Source organism: Acidovorax sp. IB03 (assembly GCF_016406015.1).
GTDB lineage: Bacteria > Pseudomonadota > Gammaproteobacteria > Burkholderiales > Burkholderiaceae_C > Acidovorax > Acidovorax temperans.
The window spans coordinates 1-18,225 of the sequence record NZ_JAEFCH010000028.1 but is presented as its reverse complement, the minus strand read 5'-3'; the positions used below and the strand labels follow the sequence as shown (position 1 = coordinate 18,225).

Here is an 18,225-nt window from a genome sequence, read left to right as displayed (position 1 = left end):
GCCTGCACTCGCCATGGTCACAGGGGGCGGTTCTCGTCGCGGTCCGGGGGGCGGCGCTGGGGCGCCAGCAGCATCCAGCTGGCCAGCGGCCACAGGGCCAATTCCAGCACCGGCGCGAGCAACACCCAGAACCCCGGAAACGTGCCACCTGCCAGCAAGCGCAGCACCACTTCGATGCCATGCGCCAAGGCAAACAGCGGAAACACCTGCAGCGCCTGCGCTGGCCCGCTGAACCACAGCAGGCGGCGGTGCATGGCAATCGCGCTGTACGAAAGCACGGTGTACACCAGGGCATGCTGCCCCAGCAGGGCCGACTGCCCTACGTCCATGCAAAGCCCCAAGGCAAACGCCACGCCCATGCCCGTGCGCAGGGGCTGGTGCACGCCCCAGAAGACGATCAGCACCATCAAAAAATCTGGCAGCCACACCCAGCGCCCCAGTGGCACGAGATTGATGGCCAGGCCGATCAGCAAGCTGACGGCAATGAACGCGGGGTTGACTGGCAGCAGCAGTTGCTGCCCACGCGGCATGATCATGCGGACTCCCCTGTGCAGGCTGGGCGCGCGCAACGCAATGGCTGGCGGCGCTGCATCATTTGCGCGCCCTCTTGCCGTGCTCTGCCTGGGCGGGCTGGGGGCGCGGTGGCAGGTGGTCGGTCAGCGGCTTGAGCACCACCACATGGCGAACCCCCTGCACCTGGGCCAGGGGCTGGCAATAGATGCGGGCAAATGCAGAGTCGGCACGCCGCTCCACATGGGCCACCCGCGCTACGGGCAGGCCCGGTGGGTACACGCCGTCCACACCACTGGTGGTGAGCAAGTCGCCTTCGCGCACGTCGGCATTGGCCTGGATGAATCGCAACTCGATCCCGCCGCCATGCTCAGCCGTAGGGTCGCCGTAGGCCACCGCTCGCGCACCCGTGCGCAGGTTGAGCACGGGAATGGCCTGGTCACGGTCTACCAGTAGCGTCACTTCGCTCACCAGCGGAAAGACGCGGGTAACCTGCCCAAGCACACCGCCTTCGTCCATGACGGGCACCCCCTGCTCCACCCCATGCACCTGCCCCTGGTCGATGACCACGCGGCGGGTGAAGGCGTCTGCAGTGTCGTAAATCACCTGGGCGGCCTGCGCTGGCGTGTCCAGGCGGTCACGCAGTTCCAGCAGTTTGCGCAGTCGTATGTTTTCCTGGGCCAGTTGCTCCGCCTGGTGGGCTTGCTGCGACACCACGACAAGTTTCTGGGCGGCAGCATCGGCCGCGGCCTGGGCCGACTGCAGCGACTGGAAGTAACCAGAGCCATGCCGAGACCATTCCACCGGCTGCAGCATGAGCCATTGCACGGGGTACAGCACCGTGCCAATCGCCTGGCGCACCGGCCCGGCGATCTGGAAACGGGTGTCGGCCACCATGAGGAACAAGGCCAGGGCGCTGAAGGCGGCAAAACGCGACAAGGCCGAAGGGCCTTGCTTGAACAACGGGGGCGCACTGCGCTCTAAGGTTCCCAGGGGCATAGAGGGCAGTGCTCAGGAATGGTCGCGTAGGGGTTGAATCACTGCAGTGGATTCACAAAGCATTGAAGCATCAGCGATCATGCCGCATTGACCAGAGCGCCCCACCGGGGCGGCCCTGGCACTGAGAAATTACTCGCTGGTGAAGATGCTGCCCAGACGGTCCATGCGCTCCAGCGCAATGCCGCAGCCGCGCACCACGCAGGTCAGCGGGTCTTCGGCCACCAGCACGGGCAGGCCGGTTTCTTCGGACAGCAGACGGTCCAGATCGCGCAGCAGTGCACCGCCGCCCGTAAGCATCATGCCGCGGTCAGAAATGTCGGCGCCCAGTTCGGGCGGGGTTTGCTCCAGCGCGTTCTTCACGGCAGAAACGATCTGATTGAGCGGCTCGGTCAGGGCTTCCAGCACCTCGTTGGACGAGATGGTGAAACTGCGTGGCACGCCTTCGGACAGGTTACGGCCCTTGACTTCCATCTCCTTGACTTCCGAGCCTGGGAAGGCAGAGCCGATGTTCTTCTTGATGGCTTCGGCCGTGGGTTCACCGATCAGCATGCCGTAGTTGCGACGGATGTAGTTGATGATGGCTTCGTCGAACTTGTCGCCACCTACGCGCACGCTGCCCTTGTAGACCATGCCGCCCAGCGAGATCACGCCCACCTCGGTGGTGCCGCCGCCAATGTCCACCACCATGGAGCCCGAAGCCTCCGACACGGGCAGGCCGGCGCCAATGCCGGCGGCCATGGGTTCTTCGATCAGGTACACCGCTGTGGCGCCAGCTGCCTCGGCCGCGTCCTTGATGGCGCGGCGTTCGACCTGGGTCGAACCGCAGGGCACGCAGATGATGATGCGGGGGCTGGGCGTCAGCACCGAGCGGGGATGCACCATCTTGATGAACTGCTTGATCATCTGTTCGGTGATCACGAAGTCGGCGATCACGCCGTCTTTCATCGGGCGGATGGCTTCGATGTTGCCGGGCACCTTGCCCAGCATGGCCTTGGCTTCGCGGCCCACGGCCTGGATCACCTTCTTGCCATGGGGGCCGCCTTCGTGGCGAATGGCAACCACGGAGGGCTCGTCCAGAACGATGCCTTTGTCGCGTGCGAAGATGAGGGTGTTGGCCGTGCCAAGGTCAATGGCAAGGTCGGTGGAGAAATACCGACGGAAAGCTCCGAACATTCAAAAATCCTCTCAGGCACGGCATGCGCGTCGGCCTGCCGTCGCCGGGTGTGTCAGGGAGTGGGGGGGGGCAAATATCGCTTTTTTCGCGCAATGACCGGCTGAAAAAAGGGTAATGCGGCAAAGCCGGGATAATACCCCATCCCCTGTGAATAACTCCTTCCGGCATGACCCGGATCACAGCTTTACATCTGGTATCCCGACAAATACTTTCCTTATGGCACTGACCCCTCAGGACATTGGTCGCATCGCCAATTTGGCGCGACTGGAGCTTACCCCTCAAGAAAGTGAGCGCATGCTCACGCAATTGAACGGTTTTTTCGACGTGGTGGAGCAAATGCGGGCTGTGGATACCCAAGGGATTGAGCCGTTGGCCCACCCCGTGGCAGCCATCCAGCCGGTGGCCTTGCGCCTGCGCGATGACATCGCCAGCGAGCCCAACAACCGCGAAGCCAACCAGAAGAGCGCCCCCGCTGTAGAGCGCGGCCTGTTCCTGGTGCCCAAAGTGATCGAGTGAGCCCCGCCATGACCCTGAACACCACCGCATTGCACGACCTGAGCGTGGTCGAACTGGCTGCGGGCCTGCGCGGCAAGCAATTCTCTGCCGTCGAAGCCGCACAGCATTTCCTGGCCCGCGCCAAGGCCCACCAGAACCTGGGCGCCTACGTGGCCCTGAACGAAGACGCCACCCTGGCCCAGGCCCGGGCCGCTGACGCCCGCATTGCCGCCGGCACGGCAGGCGCGCTCGAAGGCGTGCCAATTGCACACAAGGACATCTTCGTCACCCAGGCCTTCCCTAGCACCGCAGGCTCCAAGATGCTGGCGGGCTACCAGTCGCCGTTTGACGCCACCGTGGTCACCAAGCTGGCAGAAGCCGGCGCCGTGACCTTGGGCAAGCTCAACTGCGACGAGTTCGCCATGGGCTCGGCCAACGAAAACTCGGCCGTCGCCCCCGTGGGCTTTGATGCCCCGGCCCCCGTGCGCAACCCCTGGGCCACCGACCGCATTCCTGGCGGCTCGTCCGGCGGCAGCGCCGTGGCCGTGGCCGCGCGCCTGGCACCTGCCGTCACCGGCACCGACACCGGCGGCTCCATCCGCCAGCCCGCCTCGTTCTGCGGCATCACCGGCATCAAGCCGACCTACGGCCGCGCCAGCCGTTACGGCATGATTGCTTTCGCCTCCAGCCTCGACCAGGCGGGCCCCATGGCCCGCAGCGCCGAAGACTGCGCCCTGCTGCTGTCGGCCATGTGCGGCCCCGACCCGGACCGCGACTCCACCAGTCTGGACGTGCCCGCCGAAAACTTCAGCGCCAAGCTCAATGACAGCATCGACGGTCTGCGCATCGGTATCCCCGCTGAGTTCTTTGGCGAAGGTCTGGCCCCCGATGTGCGCGCGGCCGTAGACGGCGCCCTGAAGGAATACGAAAAGCTCGGTGCCAAGCTGGTGCCCATCAGCCTGCCGCGCACCGAGCTGTCCATCCCGGTGTACTACATCATCGCGCCCGCCGAAGCGTCGTCCAACCTCTCCCGCTTTGACGGCGTGAAGTTCGGCCACCGTGCCAAGGACTACACCGACCTGGTGGACATGTACAAGAAGACCCGCGCCGAAGGCTTTGGTGACGAGGTCAAGCGCCGCATCATGATCGGCGCCTATGTGCTGAGCCACGGCTACTACGACGCTTACTACCTGCAGGCGCAGAAGATCCGCCGCATGATCGCCGACGACTTCCAGAACGCTTTCAAAGAATGCGACGTGATCGCTGGCCCCGTGGCCCCCACGGTGGCCTGGAAGCTGGGCGAGCACGGCAGCGACCCGCTGGCCGACTACCTGGCCGACATCTTCACCCTGCCCGCATCGCTGGCCGGTTTGCCCGGCATGAGCGTGCCCGCAGGCTTTGGCGAGGGCGGTATGCCCGTGGGGCTGCAACTGATCGGCAACTACTTCCAGGAGGCGCGGCTGCTGAACGCCGCGCACCGCCTGCAGCAGGCCACTGATTTCCACCTGCGCAGCCCACTCTGAAATTCATAGCTGCCTGCGCTTGGTTTGAATAGGTTTTAGGTACAAATGTCCTTCAACCCGGCAAACGATAAGCGCAGACAGCTCTCTTATTAATAGCAAGGACAGATCCATGTCTGCCAAACTGATCCACGGTTACGAAGTCGTCATCGGCTTTGAAACCCACGCCCAACTGGCCACGCAGAGCAAGATTTTCAGCCGCTCGCCCACCGCTTTTGGCGCCGAGCCCAACACCCAGGCCAGCCCAGTGGACCTGGCATTGCCCGGCACCCTGCCGGTGATGAACCGCAAGGCCGTCGAGTGCGCTATCAAATTAGGACTGGCCCTCGGCTCCCACATTGCGCCAGAAAGCATTTTTGCGCGCAAAAATTACTTCTACCCCGACCTGCCCAAGGGTTACCAGATCAGCCAGTTTGAAATCCCGGTGGTGCAAGGCGGCGAGGTGTCGTTCTTCCTGGGTGACGAGAAGAAGACCGTGCGCCTGGTGCGCGCCCACCTGGAAGAAGACGCGGGCAAGTCGCTGCACGAAGACTTCATTGGCCAAAGCGGCATCGACCTGAACCGCGCGGGCACGCCGCTGCTGGAGATCGTGACCGAGCCCGACATCCGCAGCAGCGAAGAAGCCGTGGCGTACGCCAAAGAGCTGCACAAGATCGTGACCTGGATCGGCATCTGCGACGGCAACATGCAAGAAGGCAGCTTCCGCTGCGACGCCAACGTGTCGGTGCGCAAGCCTGGGGCACCGCTGGGCACGCGCCGCGAGATCAAGAACCTGAACTCGTTCAAGTTCATGCAGCAGGCGATTGACTACGAAATCCGCTGGCAGATCGAGCAGATCGAAGACGGCCACGCCATCCAGCAGGCCACCGTGCTGTTCGACCCCGACACGGGCGAAACCCGCGCCATGCGCACCAAGGAAGATGCGGCCGATTACCGCTACTTCCCCGACCCAGACCTGCCACCACTGCAGATCTCGCAAGCCTGGATCGACGAGCAGCGCGCCCAGATGGCCGAGCTGCCCCGCAGCATGGCGGCCCGCTTTGTGGCCGACTACGGGCTGCCCGAGTACGACGCGACCACGCTCACGCAGAGCAAGGCCATGGCGGCCTACTTTGAAGCCACAGCCAAGGCCTGCGGCCAGGCCAAGCTGGCCAGCAACTGGATCATGGGCGAGCTGTCGCGCCGCCTGAATGCGGGCGAAACCAGCATTGAGTCAGCGCCAGTGACTGCCGCTCAGCTCGCCGCCATGATTGCGCGCATTGCCGACGGCACCATCTCCAACAACGCAGCCAAGCAGGTGTTTGATGCGCTGTGGACGGGCGAGTCGGCCGATGTGGACGCCATCATCGAAGCCAAGGGCCTCAAGCAGATGAACGACTCCGGCGCGCTGGAGAAGATCATCGACGAGGTGATTGCCGCCAACGCCGACAACGTGGCCCAGTTCCGCGCAGGCAAGGACAAGGCATTCAACGCACTGGTGGGCCAGATCATGAAGGCCAGCAAGGGCAAGGCGAACCCTCAGCAGGTCAACGATTTGCTGCGGGCCAAGCTGTCGGCCTGAGTGCCGTGCATAGGGTTGGGGCACAACCGAGCCCTGGCCTTGCCGCACCATTGAAAAAGCCCCTCGGGTCTCATCCCAGAGGGGCTTTTTGTTGGGCTGTGCGCAATCAGCGAACGGTGGAAGCCGCGCCAGATTGCGTGCCAGAGGCTGCGGGCAGGCTCACGGGTTTGTGGATTTCCCACAGCACTTTGAGCTTGGCCAGTTCGGTATCGAACTTCTGGTGCACCTTGCGCTTTTCCTGTTCCTGGCCGGCGATGAAGCGCTGCAGCTCGGCAACGCCGTCTTCGTTCTCACCGATCTGGCGACGCAAGGACATGGGCGCCTTGTTGGGGTCCTTTTTGTAGAACTCCATCTCCACGTCCAGCTTCTTGCGCTGCTCACGCAGCTCAACAATGCGCTTCTCGGCGGTGGCCGTCACTTCGTCCACGATCAGCAAGGCGGCATTGCGCTCGATGTCGTGGGTGGCCTTGTCGGGATAGCGAGCCACCAGCGCGCGCTCGCGGCGCTTTTCTTCGATGGCCCGCACGCGCTCTTCAGCCTCTTTGCGCTGCTGGGCTTCCAGGGCCGCACGCTCGGTGTCGGACAGCGAAGGACCAATCTGGCGACGGGTGATCCCCGAAGGACTCAACTCCCGCTGCTCGCGGTCGAGACATTCCTGGATGGGACGGTCCGCCGTGATGCGGCGCCCGTGCTTGTCAACGCAGGTGTAGATACCCTGCCCTGCGGCAGGCGCCTGTGCACAGGCAACCGCCGTGAGCCCTGCCCACAGCGCTACGCCCCCTGCACTTGCAGCCCATTGTTTCAAGTTCCTTATCCTTCAGTCACGCCATATTTTTGGCGATATGCAAAGACCCGCTCGTGATGGACGCGCATCTCCGCCCCCCCATTTTTAGAGAGATAAAGCAATAAATCTGCCAGCTTGGCAATGGCACACACCTGCATGCCCAGCTGGTTGCGCACGTACTGCACCGCGCTGTGCTCCACGTCCACCCCGTTCTCGGTGGCTTTCTCCTGGCGGTCCAGCGCAATGGCCACGGCGTGCGGTGTGGCCCCGGCGGCCTTGATCAGGGCGATGGACTCCCGCGCGGCAGTGCCTGCCGACATCACATCGTCAACGATCAACACCCGGCCCTTGAGGGGCGCGCCCACCAGCGTGCCGCCTTCGCCGTGGTCCTTGGCTTCCTTGCGGTTGTAGGCAAAGGGCACATTGCGCCCCAGGCGGGCCAGCTCCACAGCCACCGTGGCGGCCAGCGGAATCCCCTTGTAGGCGGGGCCAAAAATCATGTCGAATTCGATACCACTGGCCAGCAGGGCTTTTGCATAGAATTCTGCGAGACGGCCCAGCTTGGCTCCGTCGTCAAACAGGCCCGCATTGAAGAAATACGGGCTCATCCGACCTGCTTTGGTCTTGAACTCCCCGAACCGCAAAACGCCCGATTCAACGGCGAAACGTACGAAATCCTGCGCCAAAACGCCGTCGTTCGGGGCCTGCACGCCAACATCCACCATGGGAAATTCCTTGTTCAAATTAACCAGCCTCAACCTCAATGGCATTCGGTCCGCCACCAGCAAAGGCGTGGAGAGCTGGATCGCCACCACGCGGCCGGATTGTATTTGTGTGCAGGAGGTCAAAGCCCAGGCGGCAGATATTGCCAGCCGTTTCGAAGTGCTGGCAGGGCTGAAGGGCCACTTTCATTTTGCGCAGAAGAAGGGGTATTCGGGCGTGGGCATCTACACGCGCCACGAACCATCGGAAGTGGTGGTGGGCTACAACTCGCCCGAATTTGACGCCGAAGGCCGGTATGTAGAGCTGCGCTTTGACACGCCATCGAGAAAGATGTCGATCGTGAGCGCCTATTTCCCCAGCGGCTCCTCCGGCGAGGAACGCCAGCAGGCCAAGTTCCGCTTCCTGGCCGAGTTCTACCCCCATCTGTTACAACTGAAGGCACAGCGAGAGTTCATCTTGTGCGGCGACGTGAACATTGCCCACCAGAACATCGACCTGAAGAACTGGCGCAGCAACCAGAAAAACAGCGGTTTCCTGCCGGAAGAGCGTGCCTGGATGACAAAACTGTTAGACACAAGTGGCGAAGGCGGCGGGTTGGTGGACGTTTACCGTCAGTTACAACCTACCACCACCGACACGGCCTACACCTGGTGGAGCAACCGGGGCCAGGCGTATGCCAACAACGTGGGTTGGCGGCTGGATTACCACTTGGCCACACCCGCCATGGCGGCACTGGCGCGCACAGAGTCCATTTACAAGGGCGAGAAGTTTTCAGACCACGCGCCCATCACTGTGGAATACGAGTTCGCGCTCTGACCCTCTGCCATGCCCTACCCCAAAGACACTGAGGACTCACTGCCCCAATGCATCCAGCCACCAAGCACCGATGCCTTGTGGATGCTGCTTTCTACGCCGCACCCGGCTATCGGCAAGGCCCGCCATTTGGGGGAGGCGCTGCTGCACGCCGGGCTGATCACGCCGGCCGCGCTGGCCAGCAGCTTGCAGACCCAGCAAGAGGAACGTGACAAAGGGAACGCACGCCCAATTGGCCAGATCCTGGTGGAGCAGCATGACCTGAGCCAGGACCAATTGCGGCAAGTGATTTCCACCTGGCTGGGCGAGTACATGGTCGACCCCACCCGCCTGCAGCCAGAGCCTGACGCCCTGGCCTTGGTGCCCCGCACCGTGGCTGAGCGCGAATCGGTGCTGCCCCTGCTGGTGCGCGACGAATCCTTGGCGCTGCTCATGGCTGACCCGTACGACCGGATGCTGCTCAGCGAGCTGCGCTTTCTGACCCAACGGCGGCTGATTCCCATCAAAGCTGCGCCGGGTACCTTGGCTCCTGCCATCGCCAAGGCCTACAGCGTTCACCCAGGCGATGCCTCTGATGCACCACGGGGAAAAATCGTCGCTGGTGGAACCAAAGACGGCGTGCGCCCACCGCACGCGCCACATCGCAAGAACTGGCGCAGGACCTGAACGACTCGGCCCCAGACAGCCAGACGGCTGATACCGATGTGGTGAGTGAGTCGGACAACACGCTGGTGCGGCTGATCAACTCGGTCATCAACGAAGCCATTGCCCACCGTGCCTCCGACATCCACATCGAAACCGAGCCCGCGCCCCTGAATGTGCGCATTCGCTTGCGCATTGATGGTGATTTGGTGCCCCACCTGGAATTGCCCGCGCGCTTTCGCTATGCCTTGGTGGCCCGCATCAAGATCATGGCCAACATGGACATCTCGGAGCACCGCAAGCCCCAGGATGGCAAGATCGATTTCTCTCGCTTCGGAGGCCCACCAGTGGAGCTGCGGGTCGTCACGGTGCCCACTTCGCGCGGTCTGGAGGATGTGGTGCTGCGGCTGCTGGCAGGCGCCAAGCCCTTGCCGCTGGATGCCATCGGGCTCACACCGACCAACCTGAAGGCCATGCGTGACATGGTGCGCAAGCCTTACGGCCTGGTGCTGGTGGTGGGGCCTACGGGCTGCGGCAAGACCACCACGCTGCACTCGGTCATCAGCGACATCAACACCGCAGGCCGCAAAATCTGGACGGCCGAGGACCCGATCGAAATCACCCAGAGTGGTCTGCGCCAGGTGCAGGTCAACCCGCGCATCGGCTGGACCTTTGCGGCCGCGATGCGCACGTTTTTACGCGCGGACCCAGACGTCATCATGATCGGCGAAATGCGCGACGAGGAAACCTCGCGCATCGCCATTGAAGCATCGCTCACAGGGCATCTGGTGCTCTCCACCCTGCACACCAATTCGGCACCCGAGAGCATTGCACGGCTGCTGGAGATCGGCCTGGACCCGTTCAACTTCTCGGATTCGCTGCTCGCCATCCTTGCGCAGCGCCTGGTGCGGCGCCTGTGCAAGGCTTGCCGCGAACCCGTGGTGGCAGACGACGAAACGCTGCTGGACATGGCATGGCAGTACCTGCCCAGCGGCTCGGGCAACAGCCCCGAAGGCCGTGCGGCGCTGGTCCAGCGCTGGCGCAAGAACTACGGCACGGGTTCTGGCGAATTGCAGCTCTGGCGCCGCGTAGGTTGCCAGGAGTGCGAGGGCCACGGCTACCGCGGGCGCATGGGCATCCATGAATTGATGCTCAGCGACGAGGCCATCCGCCAGCACATACGCCGCCGCGCCTCGGCCGCAGAAATCCGCCAGACTGCCTTGGCGGCCGGCATGCTGACCCTGCGCCAGGACGGCATTGAAAAAGTGCTGCACGGCTTGACCGACATGTCGGAGGTGCTGGCAGCCAGCAACCTCTGACGCGTCCTATTCGCGCGTGGAAATGTCCTTGCGCACGCGCTGCAGATGGCGCTCCACCAGAAAAGCGGCGGCGTCCTCGTCGCCGGTGACGATGGCTTCATAGATCAGCCGGTGCTCGGCCACATACAGAGGGATGCGCTCGGGGTCGCAAATGCCGTCGCCGCACAGCCTGCGCCACAGGGACTGGTCCATGCTGCGGGCGATTTCGTCGGCCATTCTGACCCACAGGGCGTCACCACCCATCAGGGCAATCTGCCGGTGAAACAGCCGGTCGCACTCCGACCACAAAGCTTGCTGCTGCGGGTCGCTCAGGTCCCGCACCTCTGACATGCGCCGCAGATATTCCTCGGCGGCTGCATCCCGCTTGCCGCCGCGGGCCGCACGCCGCGCCAAGGCGGGTTCGAAGAGCAAACGCACTTCCAGAATGCTCAGCGGGCTGAAGTCTGACGGCCCGCCTGTGGTCTGCGTGTCTCCCGCATCCCCACCCTGGGCCGTGACATAGGTGCCCGAGCCATGACGGGTAACCACCAAACCCAGGTTTTGCAGCGCCCCAATGGCTTCCCGCACCGCAGGGCGGCTCACGCCCAGCCGCTGGGCCAGCTCCCGCTCGGACGGAAGCCGCGATCCTGCCGGAAACGCCCCACTCAGGATCGAACTGCGTATGCGCTCGGCCACCTGCTCGTAAATCTGCCGGGGCCGAAATTCATCCGCTGAATGGTCAGTATTCATTACCAATTTTTCCGATCTGCTTCGAAAATTGTAGAAAGAAGTCACCAATTAGACCAATGTATTTTCTGCAGTAGCTCCATCACTGTGGCGAAATATCCGCTAATTTAGGGACTAACCCTAGGGATTGCTTCATCACCGAATCAAGACAATTTGCCCAACATTCAAGCGAACTTCGCCATAACTTGTCGCAATTGACCCACTTTGACGCACAGCAAGCCGTAAAACGCTGACCTGACCCAAGTGGGTGCTAAAAAACCAATTTGCCATTGATTCACTGAAGCGCCCTGTGACGCTTCACCGCGGCACGACTTCAAGCTGCCGCCGCCCTCCAAGATCGGATCCACCCATGACCGCCTCGACTTCCACGGCTTCGCCCAGCCACCGTCTGCCCGTGTGCGATGCAGAGGCCACCGCACGGGCACTGCCTTTTGCTGCGCTGACGAAGGCGATTGAAACTGCGGCCGTGGAGTACCGCGAAGGCAAGATCCTGAGCCCCGAGCGCATGGTGGTGCCCATGGGCCAAGGCGGGGTGATGCTGAGCATGCCAGCCACCTCGCACGACATTGGCATCCACAAGCTGGTCAATGTGCACCCTGGTAACGCTGCATTGAAGCTGCCCACCATCCACGGCATCGTGACCGTGTGCGCAGCCGCCACCGGCCAACCGCTGTGCCAGCTGGACGGCCCCGTGGTCACCGGGCGGCGCACTGCGGCCGTATCGATGGTCGCCATCCATCGGCTGCTGGGCCACGCACCCCGGCAGGTTCTGCTCATCGGCACTGGCGTGCAAGCCAGGCACCACATTCAAGCCCTGCAAGACCTGTACCCCGACTGCACCGTGTGGGTCCGTAGCCGCCAGGCCGCCACTGCCCAGGCGCTGTGCGCCGAGTTTGCAGAGCCCGGCACGGTACGGGCTTGCCCTGCGGGAATCCCTGAAGGCGTTGATGCCGTCATCACCCTGACCACAGCCACTGAACCGGTGTACGACGAGCCGCCACAGGTCGGCCGGATCGTGGTGGGCGTAGGTGCTTTCAAACCCGAAATGGCCGAGATCGGCAAAACCACACTGGACGGCAGCGTGCTGTACGCCGACGACCCGGCTGGCGCACGCCACGAGGCTGGCGACTTGCTGCGCGCAGGAGTGGAGTGGAGCCGCGTGCACGCCCTGGCGCAGCTGGTGCGCGAAGAGCCCGACCGCTCGCAGGCGTTTGTCTTCAAGAGCGTAGGCACCGCCGCATGGGACTTGGCCGCCGCGCGCGTGGCCCTTGCGTCGCTGGGCATCGCCTGACATCACTGCGGCATTACCCGACATTCACCATGCAGATCACACGCACCATCAGCACTGTGGAAGTGCACACCGGCGGAGAGCCGTTTCGCATCGTCACCTCGGGCCTTCCCAAGCTACCCGGCCACTCCATCGTGGAGCGCCGCGCGTGGCTGCTGGAGCATGCCGATGACATCCGCCAGGCGCTGATGTTCGAGCCCCGTGGGCACGCCGACATGTACGGCGGTTACCTCACCCCTCCCGTCTCCCCCACAGCAGACTTTGGCGTCATCTTCTTGCACAACGAGGGATACAGCGACCACTGCGGGCATGGCGTGATCGCCCTGGCCACCGCGGCGGTCGAGCTGGGCTGGGTGCAACGCACCGAGCCCGAGACACGGGTGGGCATCGATGCGCCCTGCGGCTTCATCGAAGCCTTTGTGCAGTGGGATGGAGCCCATGCCAACGGCGTGCGCTTCGTCAACGTGCCCTCGTTCATTTACCGGCGCGACGTCACAGTCACCACGCCCAGTTTTGGAGAGGTGACGGGTGACATTGCCTATGGCGGCGCCTTCTACTTCTACACCAGCGCTCAGCCCCATGGCCTCGAAATCCGCGAGTCTTCCATCGACACCCTGAAGCAGTTTGGCGCTGAGGTGAAAGCCGCCGCCAACGCCGCCTTCCCGGTGGTGCACCCGCACATCCCGGAAATCAACCACATCTACGGCACCATCATTGATGGAGCCCCGCGCCATCCCGGCTCCACACAGGCCAACTGCTGCGTGTTTGCAGACCGGGAGGTAGACCGTTCCCCCACCGGCTCGGGCACGGGCGGGCGCGTGGCACAGCTTTACCTGCGCGGCCTGCTGGGTAAGGACGATGTGCTGGTCAATGAATCCGTGATCGGCACCGTGTTCCAAGGCCGTGTGCTGCAAGAAACCCAAGTGGGCGACTTTGCTGCGGTCATCCCTGAAATCTCTGGCACCGCCTACATTGCAGGGTTTTGCAACTGGGTACTGGACGCCCGAGACCCGCTGAGAAACGGTTTTCTTGTGCGCTAACGCCAGCCATCCAACTCCAACGCCTGACGGGGCACCAGGTGCATTGATCTTCGCGCCCCATCTCTACTCATTCTTTAGGACATCACCATGAAAAAAATTGCATTCAGCTTGACCGCACTGGCATTGGGTCTGGCGGCCATGACGGCCCAGGCACAAGAACGTATCCGCGTGGGCTTCATGAGCCCCGTGACCGGCCCCCAGGCCGCCAACGGCGTGGACAACCGCGACGGCGTGCTGCTGGCCATCAAGGAAATCAACGCCAAGGGCGTGAAGATTGGCGGCAAGCCCGTGGTGTTTGAACTGGACATCAACGACGACGGCGCAGACCCCAAGCAAGGCGTGCAGATTGCCCAGTCGCTGTCCGACAAGAAGATCAAGTTCGTCATGGGCCCCTACAACTCGGGCGTGACCATGCCCGCAGCCCGCGTGCTGAACGACTCGGACATCGTGGTGCTGACCGTGGCCTCGAACCCCAAGATCACCGAGATGGGCTACAACAACCTGTTCCGCATTGGCGCCAGCGACAACCAGCTGGGCACCAAGATGGCGACCTACGCCGCCCAGGACCTGAAGATCAAGACCGTGGCCGTGATCGATGACCGCACCGCCTACGGCCAGGGCGTGGCGCGCGAGTTCACCGAACAAGCCAAGCGCCTGGGCGTGAAAGTGGTGGCCTCTGAATTCACCACCGACAAGGCCACAGACTTCAGTTCCATCCTGACCAATATCCGCGCCTCCAAGGCCGATGCCGTGTTCTACGGCGGCTACTCGCCCCAGGGCGGCCCGCTGCTCAAGCAAATGCGCGCACTGGGCATCTCCGGCCCACTGCTGGGCGGTGACGGCATCTGCTCGTCCGAAACAGCCAACCTGTCGCAAATCTCTGGCGACCTGAACACCTTCTGCACCCAGGGTGGCTCCATGCTGGACCGCAGCGACAAGGGCCAGAAGTTTGCACAGCTCTACCGCGCCGAGTACAAGCGCGACCCGCTGACCTACGCCGCCGCCTTCTATGACGGCATGCACATGCTGGCTGCCGCCATCGAGTCCACCCAATCGACCGACACCAAGAAGGTTGTGCAGGCCATCGCCAACGGCAAGTACGCTGGCGTGACAGGCGAGTTCTCGTACGACGCCAAGCACGACCTGAAGTCGTCGGCGGTCACGGTCTACACCTTCAAGGGCAAGGACGTCGTGCCGCTCAAGAGCCTCTGATCGCCCACGCGTTCAGGGCCCAAACGTCAAAGCCCCTGCCGGTGTGCACCGGCAGGGGCTTTTTTCATGCATGCCCTGCAGCCTGAAGCCAGCGGCTGGCAGAACTCACACAACGGGGATTGACAGGCCAGCTTACGGAGCTGTCACGTCGTCGAAGTGCTCAACGTTGGGCGGCGACTGGAAAAACGGGCCAATGACTTCGCGCCACTGGGCAAACGCGGGCGACTGGCGAAAGCCCACCGTGTGAGCTTCCAACGACGCCCATTGCACCTGCAGCACCACGCGGCCAGGGCTCTCCTGGCTGGCGTAGATCGAGTGGCCCAGGTAGCCCTCTGACTTGGCCAGAAAGGCGACGGCAGCCCGGTTGATGGCCTCCAGGAAAGCCGTGCGGTCCTCGGGGCGGATCTTGAATTCAGCGATTTCTGTGATCATGGGTCATGCTCGGTTGGTTATCGCGGGTGATTTTGCTCCAACGCAGCGGCTCTGCAGGAATACCGATTCAAAACATCCACTGCGCCAACGCGACATGGCGGTGCGATTTGACAAGAGAGCCGTCACAACTGCGACCAGGTCGCGTCAGCCTGTTGCAGCTCTCTCAAAAAGGCGTGGTATTTGGCGGGTGACCCCGATGGGTCGGGAGACGATATTGGTTAAAGCAGCTTGAAGGTCGCTCATGCAGCGATTGCGGAAGTAAGTTGCGGTAGGCCGAACTACCGGTTTTCCGTACATAGCAGACATCCCGGGTACCACGACAACCGATCCTGAACCGCCCTGGTTTTGAGGAGGGTTCAATCTGGTCACAAGCAGTCGCTGCTCATTGAGTGTCGCATGGCAGCAAGGGGTCGATAGCGCCACTTTTGAGTTGACTGACTGCAGTCAGCCTGAAGCCGAGAACCCACACCTCAATCTCAGTGCGCAGTGGCCTTGGAAAAGACATTGATGACCACGACACCTGCGCATATCAAGCCCATGCCGATCAGCGCCGGGGCATCCAGCGTTTGTTGAAAAACGATCCAGCCAACCAGTGAGATCAGGACAATGCCCACCCCTGACCAGATCGCATAGGCGATGCCGGTGGGGATGACAGCCAACGTTTGGGACAGCGCATAGAAAGACACGCAATACATGAGCACGGTGAAGATGCTGGGCACCAGCCTGGTAAAGCCGTGTGACGACTTCATTGCGCTGGTGGCGATGACCTCGCAGAGGATGGCAACGGCCAGAAAAAGGTAAGGTTTAGACATGGTCTGATTCTCCAGAGCACTGCCCACTCCCGCTTAAAAATAGGGGCTTTGGGCCCGCACTCGTTTTCAGACAACGAGACACACAGGCTTGGCAACCACCAATAATCACCACCATGCTGCATTACCTCACCGTTCCCGTTACCCCCTTCCAGCAAAACGCCTCCATCGTGTGGTGCGATGCCACGCGCCAGGCCGCGGTGATTGACCCGGGGGGCGACCTCGATGTGCTGCTGGGCGAGGTGGATCGCCTGGGGCTCACGCTGGGCCAGATCTGGCTCACGCACGCCCATATCGACCATGCGGGCGGCACGGGCGAGTTGGCCCAGCGCTTGCAGTTGCCCATCGTGGGGCCGCACCCGGGCGATCAGTTCTGGATTGACGGGCTGCCGCAGCAAAGCGCGATGTTCGGCTTTCCGCCCGCGCAGCACTTCACGCCCACACGCTGGCTGCACGACGGCGACACGGTGCAAGTGGGCAATGAGACGCTGAATGTGCGCCACTGCCCCGGCCACACGCCGGGGCATGTGGTGTTCCATGCGCCGCAGATCGACCGCGCCTTTGTGGGCGATGTGCTGTTTGCCGGCAGCATTGGGCGCACCGATTTCCCGCAGGGCAACCATGAGCAGCTCATCGACAGCATCACCCAGCGCCTGTGGCCCATGGGCGACCAGACCGTGTTCATTCCGGGCCATGGCCCCGAAAGCACCTTCGGACGCGAGCGCCGCAGCAACCCCTACGTGGGCAACACCTGATTCGCAGCGACGCACTTCAAGGGCCACCCCGCGTTGCGCCAGCGGCTGGGGTGTTTTAATGAAAATGGCCTCCAGCGCTTGATGTGAAAGCGCCAGCAGCTATTACTTTAATAGCAAAACTCCAATAACCTGCGCCGTTCACTCAAGCCCCTGGCGGGTTGCCCGCATGTGCACCGAACGCGCGCAGGACTCTTTGGAGCGCATAGCACCCCCAAGTATCAATTTGTAAGCATAATTACGATTTCCGACGCCCGCCGGGCTAACAGGGCCGATCCCATGAACTCTGCTGCACTGCCGTCTGCCGACCTGGCATGGTCCAGCCCCGCCACGCCGCGCGGCTCCAGCCTGGCGGGTAAAGCCTACTGGGCCATGGTGCGGCGGCTGGTGCTCACCGCAGCGTGCATTGATGTGGGCTACATCGCGCTGTTTATGTGGCTGGGGTCGTGGCCGCTCACGCTGGTCAATGTGGGCAGCATTGCGCTGTATCTGACAGCCTACGCGCTCATCCGGCACCGCAAAAATGCCTGGGGGCTCACTCTGATCTGGTTGGAGGTGGCTGCGCACACGGCCCTGGGTTCGCTGCTGATTGGCTGGGAAAGCGGCTTTCACTACTACCTGTTGCTGTTTGTGCCCGCCATCGTGGTCGCCAATGCGGGCCGCTACGCGGTGCCGTTTGTGGTGGCGCTGCTGGCCTACTACCTGGGGCTGTGGGCGCTGTGCAATCACTGGGGCACGCTGGCCCCACTGGCTGGCAAGGGCCAGCAGATCGTCAACTGGATCCACATCTGCATTGCGTTTGCGTTGTCGGCAGCCCTGGCGGGCCATTACCGGCGCACCATCGTGATTGCCGAAAACAAGCTACTCAAGATGGCGACGCTGGACGGCCTGACCGGCCTGTACAACCGCAGCCATTTCCAGAGCCAGGCCCGGCACACGCTGGCAGCGTGCGAGCGAGCCCAGGAGCCCGTGGCCCTGCTGCTGTGCGACATCGACCACTTCAAACAGGTGAACGACACGCACGGGCACGCCGTAGGCGACCAGGTGCTGCAGGCCACGGCGAAGATCATGACCCAGAACATGCGCGCAGGCGACCTGCTGGCCCGCTGGGGCGGCGAAGAGTTTCTGGCACTGTTGCCGCGCACCTCGCCCACCGCCGCGCTGGAAGCGGCCGAGCGCATCCGCGAGGCCGTGGAGGCGTTCACACTGAGGGTGAGTGACACCAACACCCAGGTGCGCGTGACCATTTCGTTCGGGGTGAGCAGCGTGCGGTGCCTGGACGACCTGCAAGCCGCCACCGCCCGCGCCGATCAGGCGCTGTACGCCAGCAAAGACAACGGGCGCAACCGCGTCACGCTGGCAGAAGACCAGTAAGAACCTTATATGGACGCCCCGAATAAGCCAAGCCCTCACTCACTGCTGCCAA

19 protein-coding genes are annotated in these 18,225 nt (G+C 63.0%); 11 read left to right on the top strand and 8 right to left on the bottom strand.

Annotated features, from left to right (window positions below; genetic code table 11):
- Positions 1 to 17 precede the first annotated feature (17 nt).
- The 3 genes from mreD to IHV84_RS14460 all read right to left on the bottom strand — a co-directional run bounded on the left by mreD (position 18) and on the right by IHV84_RS14460 (position 2,682).
- On the bottom strand, positions 18 to 536 hold the full coding sequence (gene mreD, locus IHV84_RS14470; RefSeq protein WP_198847386.1) for a rod shape-determining protein MreD: 519 nt from the start codon (positions 534 to 536) through the stop codon (positions 18 to 20).
- Positions 537 to 591: 55 nt separating this feature from the next.
- On the bottom strand, positions 592 to 1,509 hold the full coding sequence (gene mreC, locus IHV84_RS14465) for a rod shape-determining protein MreC (RefSeq protein WP_198847385.1): 918 nt from the start codon (positions 1,507 to 1,509) through the stop codon (positions 592 to 594).
- A 129-nt stretch (positions 1,510 to 1,638) separates the two neighbouring features.
- Positions 1,639 to 2,682, bottom strand: a complete 1,044-nt coding sequence (locus tag IHV84_RS14460) for a rod shape-determining protein (protein ID WP_066694837.1) — start codon at positions 2,680 to 2,682, stop codon at positions 1,639 to 1,641.
- Between the two features lie 217 nt (positions 2,683 to 2,899).
- On the opposite strand from IHV84_RS14460, the gene gatC reads away from it, so the two are divergent.
- The 3 genes from gatC (at position 2,900) to gatB (ending at position 6,259) form a co-directional block, all read left to right on the top strand.
- A complete protein-coding gene (gene gatC / locus IHV84_RS14455) occupies positions 2,900 to 3,199 on the top strand; it encodes an Asp-tRNA(Asn)/Glu-tRNA(Gln) amidotransferase subunit GatC (RefSeq protein WP_044395341.1) in 300 nt (99 codons plus the stop codon).
- An 8-nt stretch (positions 3,200 to 3,207) separates the two neighbouring features.
- Positions 3,208 to 4,701, top strand: a complete 1,494-nt coding sequence (gene gatA / locus IHV84_RS14450) for an Asp-tRNA(Asn)/Glu-tRNA(Gln) amidotransferase subunit GatA (RefSeq protein ID WP_198847384.1) — start codon at positions 3,208 to 3,210, stop codon at positions 4,699 to 4,701.
- Between the two features lie 109 nt (positions 4,702 to 4,810).
- A complete protein-coding gene (gatB, locus tag IHV84_RS14445) occupies positions 4,811 to 6,259 on the top strand; it encodes an Asp-tRNA(Asn)/Glu-tRNA(Gln) amidotransferase subunit GatB (RefSeq protein ID WP_066692079.1) in 1,449 nt (482 codons plus the stop codon).
- A 106-nt stretch (positions 6,260 to 6,365) separates the two neighbouring features.
- On the opposite strand, the gene IHV84_RS14440 is transcribed toward gatB, so the two are convergent.
- Both IHV84_RS14440 and pyrE read right to left on the bottom strand, forming a co-directional pair.
- Entirely contained in the window at positions 6,366 to 7,064 is a 699-nt protein-coding gene (locus IHV84_RS14440; protein ID WP_198847383.1) for a DUF4124 domain-containing protein, read from the bottom strand.
- Positions 7,065 to 7,069: 5 nt separating this feature from the next.
- Positions 7,070 to 7,768 carry an orotate phosphoribosyltransferase gene (pyrE, locus tag IHV84_RS14435; protein ID WP_044395409.1) on the bottom strand — a complete coding sequence of 233 codons (699 nt, stop codon included), beginning with the start codon at positions 7,766 to 7,768 and terminating at the stop codon, positions 7,070 to 7,072.
- Here pyrE and IHV84_RS14430 point away from each other — a divergent pair.
- From IHV84_RS14430 to IHV84_RS14425, 3 genes are read left to right on the top strand one after another with little or no spacing between them, the layout of a single operon-like run.
- Complete coding sequence (locus IHV84_RS14430) at positions 7,767 to 8,582, top strand: exodeoxyribonuclease III (RefSeq protein ID WP_233100033.1); 816 nt, start codon at positions 7,767 to 7,769, stop codon at positions 8,580 to 8,582. The genes pyrE and IHV84_RS14430 overlap by 2 nt on opposite strands.
- A gap of 9 nt (positions 8,583 to 8,591) precedes the next feature.
- Positions 8,592 to 9,245, top strand: a complete 654-nt coding sequence (locus IHV84_RS20495) for a hypothetical protein (RefSeq protein ID WP_233100032.1) — start codon at positions 8,592 to 8,594, stop codon at positions 9,243 to 9,245.
- 41 nt (positions 9,246 to 9,286) lie between these two features.
- A complete protein-coding gene (locus tag IHV84_RS14425) occupies positions 9,287 to 10,540 on the top strand; it encodes a GspE/PulE family protein (protein WP_370541291.1) in 1,254 nt (417 codons plus the stop codon).
- Positions 10,541 to 10,546: 6 nt separating this feature from the next.
- Here IHV84_RS14425 and IHV84_RS14420 read toward each other — a convergent pair whose 3' ends face one another.
- Positions 10,547 to 11,269, bottom strand: a complete 723-nt coding sequence (locus tag IHV84_RS14420) for a FadR/GntR family transcriptional regulator (RefSeq protein WP_198847381.1) — start codon at positions 11,267 to 11,269, stop codon at positions 10,547 to 10,549.
- Positions 11,270 to 11,615: 346 nt separating this feature from the next.
- Between IHV84_RS14420 and lhpI the strand changes: the two genes are divergently transcribed.
- The 3 genes from lhpI (at position 11,616) to IHV84_RS14405 (ending at position 14,806) form a co-directional block, all read left to right on the top strand.
- Positions 11,616 to 12,557, top strand: coding sequence for a bifunctional Delta(1)-pyrroline-2-carboxylate/Delta(1)-piperideine-2-carboxylate reductase (lhpI, locus tag IHV84_RS14415; protein WP_198847380.1), 942 nt, complete (start codon positions 11,616 to 11,618; stop codon positions 12,555 to 12,557).
- A 29-nt stretch (positions 12,558 to 12,586) separates the two neighbouring features.
- Positions 12,587 to 13,594 (top strand): trans-3-hydroxy-L-proline dehydratase, encoded by a 1,008-nt coding sequence (gene lhpH / locus IHV84_RS14410; protein WP_044395330.1) that lies wholly within the window; start codon positions 12,587 to 12,589, stop codon positions 13,592 to 13,594.
- Positions 13,595 to 13,681: 87 nt separating this feature from the next.
- The gene (locus IHV84_RS14405; protein WP_198847379.1) at positions 13,682 to 14,806 is read left to right on the top strand and encodes a branched-chain amino acid ABC transporter substrate-binding protein; all 1,125 of its coding nucleotides are present in this window, start codon (positions 13,682 to 13,684) and stop codon (positions 14,804 to 14,806) included.
- 132 nt (positions 14,807 to 14,938) lie between these two features.
- Here the strand turns inward: IHV84_RS14405 and IHV84_RS14400 are convergent, their stop codons facing one another.
- Positions 14,939 to 15,238, bottom strand: coding sequence for an antibiotic biosynthesis monooxygenase (locus IHV84_RS14400; RefSeq protein ID WP_198847378.1), 300 nt, complete (start codon positions 15,236 to 15,238; stop codon positions 14,939 to 14,941).
- Between the two features lie 476 nt (positions 15,239 to 15,714).
- Positions 15,715 to 16,050, bottom strand: coding sequence for an SMR family transporter (locus IHV84_RS14395; RefSeq protein WP_067512681.1), 336 nt, complete (start codon positions 16,048 to 16,050; stop codon positions 15,715 to 15,717).
- Between the two features lie 113 nt (positions 16,051 to 16,163).
- Between IHV84_RS14395 and IHV84_RS14390 the strand changes: the two genes are divergently transcribed.
- Together IHV84_RS14390 and IHV84_RS14385 are read left to right on the top strand one after the other, a co-directional pair.
- Positions 16,164 to 16,802, top strand: a complete 639-nt coding sequence (locus IHV84_RS14390; protein WP_066698166.1) for an MBL fold metallo-hydrolase — start codon at positions 16,164 to 16,166, stop codon at positions 16,800 to 16,802.
- Between the two features lie 276 nt (positions 16,803 to 17,078).
- Positions 17,079 to 18,173, top strand: coding sequence for a GGDEF domain-containing protein (locus IHV84_RS14385; RefSeq protein WP_198847377.1), 1,095 nt, complete (start codon positions 17,079 to 17,081; stop codon positions 18,171 to 18,173).
- The last annotated feature ends 52 nt before the right edge of the window (positions 18,174 to 18,225 follow it).

What these genes read in the sequence shown, in the direction of transcription:
- IHV84_RS14395 (WP_067512681.1), bottom strand. Translation starts at nt 16,050, where the DNA reads ATGTCTAAACCTTACCTTTTTCTGGCCGTTGCCATCCTCTGCGAGGTC.
- IHV84_RS14430 (WP_233100033.1), top strand. Translation starts at nt 7,767, where the DNA reads ATGGGAAATTCCTTGTTCAAATTAACCAGCCTCAACCTCAATGGCATT.
- gatC (WP_044395341.1), top strand. Translation starts at nt 2,900, where the DNA reads ATGGCACTGACCCCTCAGGACATTGGTCGCATCGCCAATTTGGCGCGA.
- IHV84_RS20495 (WP_233100032.1), top strand. Translation starts at nt 8,592, where the DNA reads ATGCCCTACCCCAAAGACACTGAGGACTCACTGCCCCAATGCATCCAG.
- IHV84_RS14420 (WP_198847381.1), bottom strand. Translation starts at nt 11,269, where the DNA reads ATGAATACTGACCATTCAGCGGATGAATTTCGGCCCCGGCAGATTTAC.
- gatB (WP_066692079.1), top strand. Translation starts at nt 4,811, where the DNA reads ATGTCTGCCAAACTGATCCACGGTTACGAAGTCGTCATCGGCTTTGAA.
- mreD (WP_198847386.1), bottom strand. Translation starts at nt 536, where the DNA reads ATGATCATGCCGCGTGGGCAGCAACTGCTGCTGCCAGTCAACCCCGCG.
- mreC (WP_198847385.1), bottom strand. Translation starts at nt 1,509, where the DNA reads ATGCCCCTGGGAACCTTAGAGCGCAGTGCGCCCCCGTTGTTCAAGCAA.
- IHV84_RS14460 (WP_066694837.1), bottom strand. Translation starts at nt 2,682, where the DNA reads ATGTTCGGAGCTTTCCGTCGGTATTTCTCCACCGACCTTGCCATTGAC.
- IHV84_RS14385 (WP_198847377.1), top strand. Translation starts at nt 17,079, where the DNA reads ATGAACTCTGCTGCACTGCCGTCTGCCGACCTGGCATGGTCCAGCCCC.
- gatA (WP_198847384.1), top strand. Translation starts at nt 3,208, where the DNA reads ATGACCCTGAACACCACCGCATTGCACGACCTGAGCGTGGTCGAACTG.
- IHV84_RS14390 (WP_066698166.1), top strand. Translation starts at nt 16,164, where the DNA reads ATGCTGCATTACCTCACCGTTCCCGTTACCCCCTTCCAGCAAAACGCC.
- lhpH (WP_044395330.1), top strand. Translation starts at nt 12,587, where the DNA reads ATGCAGATCACACGCACCATCAGCACTGTGGAAGTGCACACCGGCGGA.
- lhpI (WP_198847380.1), top strand. Translation starts at nt 11,616, where the DNA reads ATGACCGCCTCGACTTCCACGGCTTCGCCCAGCCACCGTCTGCCCGTG.
- IHV84_RS14400 (WP_198847378.1), bottom strand. Translation starts at nt 15,238, where the DNA reads ATGATCACAGAAATCGCTGAATTCAAGATCCGCCCCGAGGACCGCACG.
- IHV84_RS14405 (WP_198847379.1), top strand. Translation starts at nt 13,682, where the DNA reads ATGAAAAAAATTGCATTCAGCTTGACCGCACTGGCATTGGGTCTGGCG.
- pyrE (WP_044395409.1), bottom strand. Translation starts at nt 7,768, where the DNA reads ATGGTGGATGTTGGCGTGCAGGCCCCGAACGACGGCGTTTTGGCGCAG.